Genomic DNA, 11,044 nt, shown 5'->3' on the forward strand with positions numbered 1-11,044 from the left:
TCATAATGGAGAAACGTTTTTTCCATTCTGCCGCCTAAGATGAACCTATCGAAAGTTGGAGCGAGCCGATGTCATCGAGCACTCAACGCATACCGCCGCTTCACGACGTGGACATTCGTCTACTGCGGATATTCAAGTCGGTTGTGGAATGTAAGGGTTTTTCGGCCGCGGAAGAAACACTTGGCGTCGGTCGGTCGACAATCAGTAAACATGTCGCCGATCTCGAGGAACGTCTACTCATCCGGCTCTGCGAGCGCGGGAGGTCTGGCTTCAATGTGACACCTCACGGGCAGATCGTCTACGAGGCGACGATTGAGCTGTTGGATTCGCTCGATCATTTTCGTTCACGAGTGGCGCTCGCCAAAGGCAGGCTTTCCGGATCGATCAATCTTTGGGTGATGGACAATACCCAGCTCGAACACGGCAATCCGCTCGCCGTCGCGCTCGAGGTCTTCAAACGACGCCCCGGAAGTGCAACGATCAACATCAATACGGCAGGCCCCGAAGCAGTGGAAGATGCTGTGTTGAACCGACTTGCAAACGTTGGCGTTACCATAGCGAACAGCGACTTGCCGGGCCTGACCTATCGTGCCGTCGGGGTCGAAACCAACGCGCTATACTGCTCGACGAGTAACGAAATAGCGCGCGCGCTCGACGGAAAGCGGATCGACGACGCTTTGCTCACCAAATGCGATTTTGTGACCAGAGGGTACCTTCGCAGCGTTCCGACCATACGGGGACGTCATTGGAAATCGACGGCTGTCGCCTATCACGTGGAAGCGACGCTACAGCTTATACTCAGCGGTCAGTATCTTGGGATTTTACCTGATCACATTGCAAGGCCCTGGGTGGATAATGGGCGTATTATCAAGTTACCGATGCCAGAAGCCGAGGACAGCACGACGATATCTCTTGTGTTTCGGACAAAATCCAAGAGCCTTCCGCTCGTAACAGCCATGGGGGAAGACATCGCCGAGGCATACCGTCATACGAGAAAACAGCCTTAGCGGCGTGGTGTGTCCCACGCCGCTGGCTTCTATCATTTAGGACCGAACGTCGCCTCAGCCGTCCACCACAGCGGAATCTTGATCGCCTCGTTGGTCAGCGGGCCTTCGCCTCGGGCCACCTTCCGCGCCATCGGGTATCCTGCCTGAGCATGGCGGACCACGCCGATACCCGAATCCGTCGTTAGGCATGCCTCCAATCTAAGCGCAGCTTCATCCGTCCCGTCGGCGATCATCGTAACGCCAGTGTGTGCGGAAATGCCCATCGTGCCATTGGCCTGGATTGCCACCAGATCGGCCATCGCGGCGACGTTGAGCAGCGCGTTGATGTAGGGCCAGTCCGATATCGCGTCCGAGCCGTCGAGCATTCCTTCGGTTTCGAAGGCGGGGTTGGCGATCGACCCGCAATCGAGGTTGTCACGTGCGAAGGCCACGGGGCCTGATATCTCACCCGTGCGGACCAGCTCGTTCACCGCGAGTCCAAAGGCCTTTCGTTGACCAAAGCCGAGGAAGCATACGCGGGCGGGTAGACCTTCAAGGGGAAGTTTTGACGCCTTCGGGATCCATCTCTGGACGAGTTCGTCATCGGGAAACAAGTCCAGTGCAAGCTTGTCGAGCCGGACCTGGTCGCTTTTTTCACCGGAGATGCAGGTCCACCGAAACGGACCGCGTCCCTGGAAGAACAGCGGGCGCACGTAACGCACGATGCAGCCTGGGAAACGATAGGCCTCTTCCTTGGGCATGCCAGCGTCAACGCACTCCTTGCGGATGAACGTGCCATATTCGAAAACGACGGAGCCGCGGTCCATTAGGATGTTGAGAGATTTGACCATTCTGAGCATCGTAGCCCGGGACCGTGCCATGTACTCGTCCGGGTTCTGCGTTCGAAGGTCGACGGCGTCTCTCGGAGCCAGGCCCGAGGCAATCAAAGCGTATGGATCGTGACACGGGCACATTTCCGTGACGATATCTGGCTTCCATTCGAGCGACACAGCCTCTTCGAGGACGTCGCACATGTTACCCGATACGATAATACTCAGAGCGCGCCGCTCTTTCTTGGCTTCTTCTGCCAGCGTAATGGCTTCTTTCAGCGAGTCGACACGCATGTCGGCATAACCCGACGCGATCCTCTGGTCGATTATCTCTTCCCGGACCTCAACGCATACGGTAACGCCGCCGTGCATGCCCATCGCGAAGGGCTGCGACCTACCCATTCCGCCGAGACCCGCCGTAAAGAATATCCGACCCGCCAGATCTCCCCCAAAATGTTCGTCGGCTACAAGTGCCAAGGTCTCGAAAGTACCTTCGACAACACCCTGGCTACCGATGTACTGCCACGGCCCAGCCGTGTAGGACGAATAAGTCGTGAGGTTCTTCGCCAGGAGCCCGTAGAACATCGGCCAGTCAGCCTTGATCACGTTGGTGTTGCCCATCACGACCCGCGGTGCCAGGCGATGCGTTTTGAAAATCGCAACGGGCATGCCCGCCTGGATCGCGAGCGTCTCGTCGTTCTCCAGGTTTTTCAGCGCTTCGACGATTGCATGAAAGCTTTCCCAGTTACGGGCCGCTTTGCCGATGCCACCGTAGACAACCAGGTTCTCGGCGCTCTCCGCGTTCTCGAGATTGTTCTCGAGCATTCGAAGAATGGATTCCTGTCGCCAGCCCTTGCAACGGAGGTGGCTGCCCCTTTGGGCTTTCACTGTCCGGAGGATCGGAGCCGCATTGGTTTTCAACATTTTGATGTCCTGGTATTTAGTGTCGGTTGCTGTCGAGAATGAGAATGGCGTCGAGAAGCGTCTGTGCTCCCCGTGCCATCTGATCCGTGGAAGCGAATTCTTCCGGGCAGTGACTTCGGCCGTCGAGACATGGAATGAAGATCATCCCGGACGGAGCGAGCAACGCTACGTGCGCGGCGTCGTGACCAGCCCCGCTGGGCATGGATCGATACTTAAATTTGTGAGAAGCGGCGGCGTCGCAAATCGCCACCTGCACCGCCGGGTCCATTTCGATCGGCTCGCTTTTGCCGACAACCTTGCAGACCAGATCGAGGCCGCGCTCCGAAGCGATCGACCCCGCATGCCACTGCGCCCATACAGCGAAACGCTGCAGTTGTTCGGCCGAGCTCGATCTGATCTCGAGGGTGAACCTCACCTGCCCAGGGACCACATTCGAAGCGTTTGGAAGGACTTGAAGCTTGCCAACGGTCGCGACCATAGCCGTCTCCTCGCCAAGAGCTCTGCTCTCGAAACCCACGATCATGGCCGATGCTCCAACCATAGCGTCCTTGCGCGTTCCCATGGGAGTTGTCCCGGAATGATCGGCTCGTCCGGTCACTTCGAAAACCATCCGCGTTATGCCGACAATCGCGGTAACCACGCCGACGTCGTCACCGGCAGACTCCAAAACTCGACCCTGCTCGATATGCATCTCGAGAAAGGCCTTGATTTCGCCCTTCATGCGGATAGGGGCACCCAGCTTGTGCGGGTCCCCGCCCATCAAGGCTATGCCCTCGGCAAGTGTGGTCCCGTCTGCGGCCCTGTGCGACAGCTGCGCGTCGGTAAGTTCACCCGCCATAGCGCGGCTGCCGATGCAAGACAGCTCGTACTTGTTTGGCTCCTCCGCCAGGAAATCGATAACCTCGAACGGATGCCGAAGCCTCTGACCTGCGTCCCGTAAGGTGCTAATTGCCTCGAGCGCGACTATGACCCCGGCGGCACCGTCAAAGCGACCGCCATCCGGAACCGTGTCGCTGTGTGATCCCGAGGCAAGCGGCGGAAGATTGCCGGAGACCCCGGGAAGACGACCAATGAGATTTCCCCCTGCGTCAATCTCGACCGCCATCCCCAGAGAACGCATCTCTTCAGTCAGCCACGCGCGGGCCTTCCGATGGTTTTCGCCGAACGCAATTCGCGACCAAGGCTTGTCTGGATCCGTAAATGTGGAAAGCTTGTCGATCCGGCCCTGAATTCTATCCGCGTTGACGATCGGTCCGGTAGTTTCTTTATGCATCTTCATTTTGATCTCACCACGCGAAGGGCTTTACGAAACGTCCGGCCCCCGGCTCATTGACTACGTTCTTTCCGTCCCAAATGGGCCTGCCTCGGAGATAGGTTTGCTTGATTTGTGGCAGCCACATTTCGTCGTAGAGGCTCCAGTCGGACACGGTCTGCGAACTCGCCACTCGCCACGGCGCTAGCGTGGGATCGATAATGCTGAAATCCGCGTCGCACCCTGTTTGAAGAGCCCCCTTGCTGGTCAGACGAAAGTGGCGCGCGGGGTTGAGCGCGAGCACGCGTGCGGCAACGGCGAGATCCACATCGCGGTCCACGCATCCCTTAATTAGGGCCGGAACCAATACCTCGAGCGATGGGCCGCCCGACGCGTTCGCCAGCATGTCCGGATTGTTCTTTCGATCCAGGGACCATGCCACGTGGTCGGTCGAGACTATATCGATGGCACCTGCCGTCAGGAATTTCCATAGGCTCTCTCTCTCCGGCTGCGCGCGTATCGGAGGGTTGCCTTTTGCGAGACCAATCTTTTGTCGAACGGTGTTGTCTTCGTCGAACATGAGATAGTGAATGCAGACCTCTACAGAGCAGTCAAAACCTTGCCGCTTGTAGGTTTCACAGATCTCTATCCCACGGCCCAGCGAGCAGTGCACAACATGTGCCCGACATCCGGTGAAGGCACCGATTTCGTAGATTTCGGCGATCGCGAGCAATTCGGATAACGGCGTGTGAGTTTCTCCGTGCGCGAGGTAATCGGTTCGTCCCGACGCCTTCATCTGAGTAATCAGCTTCTTGACGATTTCTTCGTTTTCGTTGTGCACGCCGGACGCCAGTCCAGACTTGGCAACTTCTGAGAAAGCCTGCGACATAAGCAGAGGGGAGATACGCGGGAAGCGCTCGGGATCAGTTCCGAACGTCGAAAACTTGAAAGCGCAGACACCAGCATCGACCTGTTCTGGTATCTTGCTGACGCCGTCAGAAGGCCTGATCGTTCCGTAGAGCGCCACATCTACGTGTGCTTGCGAGGCAATGTCAGAAGCTTTGCTCTCGACGCTTTCCCTATCGCAAACGAGGAGACCCTCGTCGTATGGCATATCGACAATCGTCGTCACGCCGCCTGCAGCTGCAGCTTTGGTCGAGAATTTGAAATCTTCCCGGTTCTTTTGGCTTCTTGAATGAACTTGGGCATCGATAGCACCCGGGAACACAAATGCGTCTTCAAAAAACAGTCGCTCGTGAGCTGTACCTGGATCATTTGCGCTCGTGCCAACTACTTTGCCAGCGGCTACGCTCAGATAGCCGCCCCGGATCACCCCGGCCGGGGTTACAAGATTTCCTTTGACAACCAAGTCCAGCATCTATGACTCCGATTATTTTCTTCGAAGTTGAAGATGACGCGGTGCGACCAAACTGTCGGCATGGGTTTTTGCACCTAATGTTGGGGAATTTGGCAACCAGTCACTAAAGACGGAGCATCTTTGAGAAGAGGTTCCGAAGCGAATTGAGAAGCGAATGCGTAGGGTAACCCGAGGTCAGCCGCAGACCGAGCTTTTTTGCGTTAATCCGCCAACGAGGATCTGGGCCGTGTCCCGTTCACCGCTGTGGCAAACATCGCTGGAGTGCCTGCGATGCGGTTCCACTACACTTTCATCCGCCGACAGGTGTGCCCGGCGGGTCCCTGTTTATCGTCGGATCTGGCCAGGCACCTCTGCTGCTTTGATTTCGTAGGCAGGGGAGCGCGCTACCATGGCTGGTCGCCAACCGGTCGTCTCGGCTGGGATGAAGCGACTGTTGTGACACAAGAATGGCGATAGATTGGTTTGATGCAGAACTCCTAGATGCGCCGAGGCGCTCTACAGGCGTGTCGGTTCACGCGCGGGATGCACCTCAGCGAATACGGTATAGTCAGTCGTGTACTTTGGCACTGTAATGCGGTCCCGTAGGACGAGCGTCGCAAGGAGCGCGGACATTTTAGACGCTTTATTGCAACGAAGTTGGAAATCTGATCGGCATTCCCCTCATGGCCTGCCGGATGCGTTGAAAAACAATGGGACGAAGTAGAATGCCTCTCGGGTCCATCCGATTATTGCCGTCCAGACTTCCCTCTCCAGGTATACGGATATTTTTAGCGCCTTCTTCGAGCGTCACGTCTTTGACGTGACAAAGGAAGCGTTCAAGTTCTGCCGTGAACTCGTTCAAGCCCCGGAAGTGTTCTACGTCGAACGAAATCAGCAGAAAGGCCTGGTCTTCTGTTTCAGGGTTTTCGTTGGCTGTTCCGCCGCCCGTCAGTGCTCCGGCAAGCGCCTCTACAACGATGGCCAGGCCAAAACCCTTATGACCCCCGAAATGGCGCAAGACGCCGACGCTATTCACCCACTCCGCAGGGGGCTGCTCGCCACGGTCTATGGTTTCACTTAGCCGACCAAACGCCACCGTGCTGGTCGACATGTCGAGAACCAGATGGGGCTTCGCCGCCCGGGGAATACCAAAAGCAAGCGGATTGGTTGACATCCGCGCCTCGATGCCTCCAGGCGGGGATACCTGCTGTCCACCGCCGGACTCGTTAGCGAAGAACATGGTCACCACTCCCACGTCGGCAGCACGCTCGCAATAGTCAGCGAGACGGCCGCCAGAATCGCACCCTTTAACCGCGATAATAGCTACGCCATGCTGTTTCGCGCGTGCGATTGCAATGTCGGTGGCATCCCGCATGACGATGTTACCGTACGCTCTTTGTCCGTCCGCGACGATGATTACTCCACTGTCCTTTTCTATTTTCAACTTGGCCGAGGGATTACAGAAACCCTCTTTCGCTCGGGAAATGTATTCCGGAAACCGCCTAACGCCATGACACTCGTGACCAGAGAGTTCCGAAGCGATAATGACGTCCGCCATGAAGTCGGCATCACCCGTCGGCATGCCTATGTGGGTGAACGCGCTCGATATGAACAATTGCATGTCGTCAGGCGGGCAAAAGCGGTTTTTTTCGTTTTTGGTTATCTGTTGGTTTTCACGCAGAACTGAGCCGGTTAGGCGCATAATTTCCATTGAGAATTGAGCCATGTGAACCTTTCCCCCCAACGCGGTGAGCGACGGGGGCAACGGAGTGATCCACATGGGACTTTTAAACATCATCCGCCGGATGGCGCTGCGCGAGAAGCAGTCGATCCGGGAGATCAGTCGGCGCACGGGGCTGTCACGCAACACGATCGCGAAGTATTTGAGCGCTGGTACGATCGAGCCGACGTTCGCGGTACCGGAGCGACCGAGCAAGCTTGATCCTTTCGCCGATAAGCTCTCTGGCTGGTTGAAGACCGAGGCCGGGAGGTCGCGCAAGCAGCGCCGAACGCTGAAGCAGCTTCATGCGGACTTGGTGGTTCTCGGCTTTACCGGCTCCTATGGTCGGGTCGCCGCATTCGCCCGTGACTGGCGGGCTGAGCAGCAGAAAGCGGGCCGCGGCATATTCGTTCCGCTATCCTTTCGCCCAGGCGAAGCATTCCAATTCGATTGGAGTGAAGATTATGCCGTGGTAGGCGGCGAGCGCACGAAGCTGCAGGTCGCACATATCAAGCTGTCGCACAGTCGGGCTTTTCTGGTCAGGGCCTACCTGCTGCAAACGCACGAGATGCTGTTCGATGCCCATTGGCACGGCTTCCGTGTGTTCGGCGGCGTACCTGGCCGTGGCATCTACGATAACATGAAGACGGCGGTCGATCGCGTAGGCCGGGGCAAGGAGCGGCAGGTCAACATCCGCTTCCTGGCGATGACGAACCATTATGTCTTTGCGCCCGAGTTCTGCAATCCAGCGGCAGGTTGGGAGAAAGGTCAGGTCGAGAAGAACGTCCAGGATGCCCGACCACGCTTGTGGCAACAGATGCCGGACTTTCCAGATTTGGCGGCGTTGAATGCCTGGCTGGAACAGCATTGCCAGGACCTATGGAGGGAGACTGCGCATGGCACCTTGTCCGGCACGATCGCGGATGTCTGGGCTGATGAGCGGGCAGCATTGATGTCGCTCCCCGCCATGTTTGACGGCTTCGTCGAGCAGAGCAAGCGCGTCTCGCCGACATGCCTGATCACCTTTGAGCGTAATCGTTACAGCGTGCCAGCATCGTTTGCGAACCGGCCCGTCAGCCTGCGGATTTATCCCGAGCGACTGGTCGTTGCGGCCGAGGGCAATGTCCTATGCGAGCATGAGCGGGTCATTGAACGCAGCCACGACAAACCGCCGAGGACGATTTATGACTGGCGACATTACCTTGCCGTCATCCAGCGCAAACCCGGTGCCCTGCGCAATGGTGCGCCCTTCCTGGAATTGCCGTTGGCCTTTCGACAACTGCAAGACCAGATGCTTCGCCGCCCCGGCGGTGATCGTGAGATGGCGGACATACTCGCTCTTGTCCTTCATCACGACGAACAGGTCGTCCTCAGGGCTGTGGAACTGGCTTTGGATGCGGGGGTGGCGACCAAGACGCATGTGCTGAACCTGCTGCATCGGCTGATCGACGGCAAGACAATCGATGGTCCCGACATCGATACGCCACAGGCGCTGACCTTGCTGCGTGAACCCAAGGCCAACGTCGAACGCTATGATGGCCTACGCGCCCGGATCGCAGGAGGTCGCCATGCGTCATGATCCTGCCAGTGCCGCCGTCGTCATCATGCTGCGTAGCCTGAAGATGTATGGCATGGCCCAAGCCGTCACAGACCTGATCGAGCAAGGGGCTCCTGCCTTTGATGCGGCCGTGCCCATCCTGTCACAGTTGCTGAAGGCCGAGATGGCCGAGCGCGAGGTCCGCTCCATCGCCTATCACATGAAGGCCGCTCGCTTTCCTGCGTACAAAGACATCTCCGGCTTCGACTTCGCTGACAGCGAAATCAACGAGGCTACCGTGCGCCAACTGCACCGATGCGAGTTTATGGATGGGGCGCAGAACGTTGTCCTAATCGGTGGCCCTGGCACTGGAAAAACGCATGTCGCGACCGCTCTTGGAATCCAAGCCATCGAGCATCATCGCCGAAAGGTCCGCTTCTTCTCGACCATCGAACTGGTCAATGCTCTCGAGCAGGAGAAGGCCAAGGGCAAGGCGGGCCAGATCGCGGAGACCTTGGTGCGCCTCGATCTGCTCATCCTAGACGAGTTGGGATACCTGCCGTTCAGCGCCTCAGGCGGCGCACTACTCTTCCACCTTCTGAGCAAGCTCTACGAGCGCACCAGCGTCATCATCACAACCAATCTCAGCTTCAGCGAGTGGGCAACCGTCTTCGGCGACGCCAAGATGACGACCGCTCTGCTCGATCGTCTGACCCACCGTTGTCATATCCTGGAAACTGGAAATGACAGCTTCCGCTTCAAAGCCAGCTCGGCCGCCGCAGCCCAGAAGAAAGGAGAAAAAGCCAATCTCTTGACCAAACCCTGATCAGAAAACCATACTTAGAGGTGGCTCACTTCTCGGTGGAAAAACCGGCTCAGTTCCGCGTGAAAACCAACAGATGGATATCATCGCGCCCGGCCTTCCTGCTTCCAGTACGCGTACTCAGCAAACTGTTTCGACGACTATTCCTCACCCGGCTGGTCGCTCTGCACGACGCCGCGCGGCTCAGCTTTTTTGGCGCACTTGCTCACCTCGCCGAGCGGCGGGCATTCTTGCGGCATCTGTCGCCGGTCCGAAAGAAACGCTGGGTGGTCTATGCGAAGGCGCCGTTCGCGGGTCCTGAGGCGGTTCTTGCCTATCTGTCGCGCTACACCCATCGGGTCGCGATCTCCAACAGCCGCCTGATCACCTTCAACGAATGTGGCGTTACCTTCCGCTACAAGGACTATCGTCGTGACGGCTGCGACCGGCAGCAGGTCATGACGCTCGCGGTCGATGAGTTCATCCGCCGCTTTCTGCTCCATGTCTTGCCGCGCGGCTTCCACCGCATCCGGCACTACGGCCTGCTCTCCGGCTCAGCCCGCAAGACCAGCCTCGCGCTCGCGCGCGTACTCCTCCACGCCGCCGCACCGGTCGATGACGGCGTGCCAGGCGAAAAGGATGACTTCCGCCCGCCATGCCCCTGCTGCGGCGGAAGAATGATCGTCATAGAGATGTTCGAACGCTGGAAGCAGCCGCGCGGACCGCCGGATGCGACGGCGACGAACCGGGAGACGGCTTCATGACCCGGCATGGCATGGTCAAGACTTCAGTCGCAGGCGTCACGCCTCCGGCAACCGACCCGCATGCGTCCGTGGCGATCATTGCCGCCGACAGGGTCGCGGCGAGGCTGGGCCAGGCCCGGAAAGCCGCACGGGTGCGCAAAGAAGCGATCTGCCCGCCATCCATCATTCCACTCCCTGACTGCGATCTTGCTACCGCGCGCATGAGCCGCAGATTGAAATCTCCATAGCCTTCTCGACTGGGGTCCGCGGGTTCCTTCCTCGGGGACTTTCGTACGCCTCGCGGCGCCCGAAACTCTTCACGCGAGCAGACGGTCTGGTCCTGGAAACCGGGGATGACATAGCCGCCATAGAGCGGGGGGCGTTCCATGACCGCTCCGACACCACTGCAGACGTCAAAGAAACAACAGGGGGTTCCCACAAGCGGACATTCGGTGTGATAGTGAGCTCCGGGCGATTGGCTTGAAGACACCTTCAGAAAGGTCGGCGGCTTGCGGCTCTGCCTTTTGTCTCGGGCGAGATCAGGTCCGCGATTTCTTCAAGGAGGGGCTGCAATTTCTCATGGTCGGCTTGCGCCATGCCATGTTCGATCACCGACGACCAATGATCGTTTTGGCACGGTGAGGCGGCGTGCGCGCGAATCTCCAAGGCCGCGCGGTCACGAAGCTCTTTGTCAGGCAAACCTCCTGCCGTCATCCGCGCGCTTATTTCTTCCTTCAGTCGAATCTCCGAAACGGCGTCGCCAGCGAGAAGCGCGAGCGTCACGAGCCCGTAGACCCCCCGTTCCAGAATCGCGCAACCGGTTTGGTATCGGCCTGCTTTGATTGTCCACGACAACAGCACTTTTCCGATGTAGTCCGCAAGCTCCGGGCAAC

General features: G+C 58.2%; 9 protein-coding genes and 1 pseudogene. 5 read left to right on the forward strand and 5 right to left on the reverse strand.

The window, feature by feature from the left end:
* The first annotated feature begins 68 nt into the window (after positions 1 to 68).
* Positions 69 to 1,007, forward strand: coding sequence for a LysR family transcriptional regulator (locus QO002_RS29595; RefSeq protein WP_307236916.1), 939 nt, complete (start codon positions 69 to 71; stop codon positions 1,005 to 1,007).
* A 32-nt stretch (positions 1,008 to 1,039) separates the two neighbouring features.
* On the opposite strand, the gene hutU is transcribed toward QO002_RS29595, so the two are convergent.
* The 4 genes from hutU to QO002_RS29615 all read right to left on the reverse strand — a co-directional run bounded on the left by hutU (position 1,040) and on the right by QO002_RS29615 (position 7,075).
* Entirely contained in the window at positions 1,040 to 2,740 is a 1,701-nt protein-coding gene (gene hutU / locus QO002_RS29600; RefSeq protein ID WP_307236919.1) for a urocanate hydratase, read from the reverse strand.
* 16 nt (positions 2,741 to 2,756) lie between these two features.
* Positions 2,757 to 4,019, reverse strand: a complete 1,263-nt coding sequence (gene ertE / locus QO002_RS29605; protein ID WP_307236922.1) for an N-carbamyl-l-glutamate amidohydrolase ErtE — start codon at positions 4,017 to 4,019, stop codon at positions 2,757 to 2,759.
* 7 nt (positions 4,020 to 4,026) lie between these two features.
* The gene (gene ertD / locus QO002_RS29610) at positions 4,027 to 5,370 is read right to left on the reverse strand and encodes a hydantoin-5-propionate amidohydrolase (protein ID WP_307236925.1); all 1,344 of its coding nucleotides are present in this window, start codon (positions 5,368 to 5,370) and stop codon (positions 4,027 to 4,029) included.
* Positions 5,371 to 5,992: 622 nt separating this feature from the next.
* Entirely contained in the window at positions 5,993 to 7,075 is a 1,083-nt protein-coding gene (locus tag QO002_RS29615; RefSeq protein ID WP_307236928.1) for an Ldh family oxidoreductase, read from the reverse strand.
* Positions 7,076 to 7,127: 52 nt separating this feature from the next.
* On the opposite strand from QO002_RS29615, the gene istA reads away from it, so the two are divergent.
* The 4 genes and pseudogenes from istA (at position 7,128) to QO002_RS29635 (ending at position 10,399) form a co-directional block, all read left to right on the forward strand.
* The gene (istA, locus tag QO002_RS29620; protein WP_307226926.1) at positions 7,128 to 8,648 is read left to right on the forward strand and encodes an IS21 family transposase; all 1,521 of its coding nucleotides are present in this window, start codon (positions 7,128 to 7,130) and stop codon (positions 8,646 to 8,648) included.
* Positions 8,638 to 9,432, forward strand: a complete 795-nt coding sequence (istB, locus tag QO002_RS29625; protein ID WP_307226847.1) for an IS21-like element helper ATPase IstB — start codon at positions 8,638 to 8,640, stop codon at positions 9,430 to 9,432. Before istA ends, istB begins: the two co-directional genes overlap by 11 nt.
* 68 nt (positions 9,433 to 9,500) lie before the next feature.
* A pseudogene (locus tag QO002_RS29630) lies at positions 9,501 to 10,172 on the forward strand (IS91 family transposase); the annotation flags it as partial.
* Complete coding sequence (locus QO002_RS29635) at positions 10,169 to 10,399, forward strand: hypothetical protein (RefSeq protein WP_307236931.1); 231 nt, start codon at positions 10,169 to 10,171, stop codon at positions 10,397 to 10,399. The pseudogene QO002_RS29630 and the gene QO002_RS29635, both read left to right, overlap by 4 nt.
* A gap of 244 nt (positions 10,400 to 10,643) precedes the next feature.
* On the opposite strand, the gene QO002_RS29640 is transcribed toward QO002_RS29635, so the two are convergent.
* The coding region (locus QO002_RS29640) for a hypothetical protein (protein ID WP_307236935.1) at positions 10,644 to 11,044 on the reverse strand (401 nt) is incomplete at its 5' end.

The organism is Pararhizobium capsulatum DSM 1112, from assembly GCF_030814475.1.
GTDB classification, from domain to species: domain Bacteria; phylum Pseudomonadota; class Alphaproteobacteria; order Rhizobiales; family Rhizobiaceae; genus Pararhizobium; species Pararhizobium capsulatum.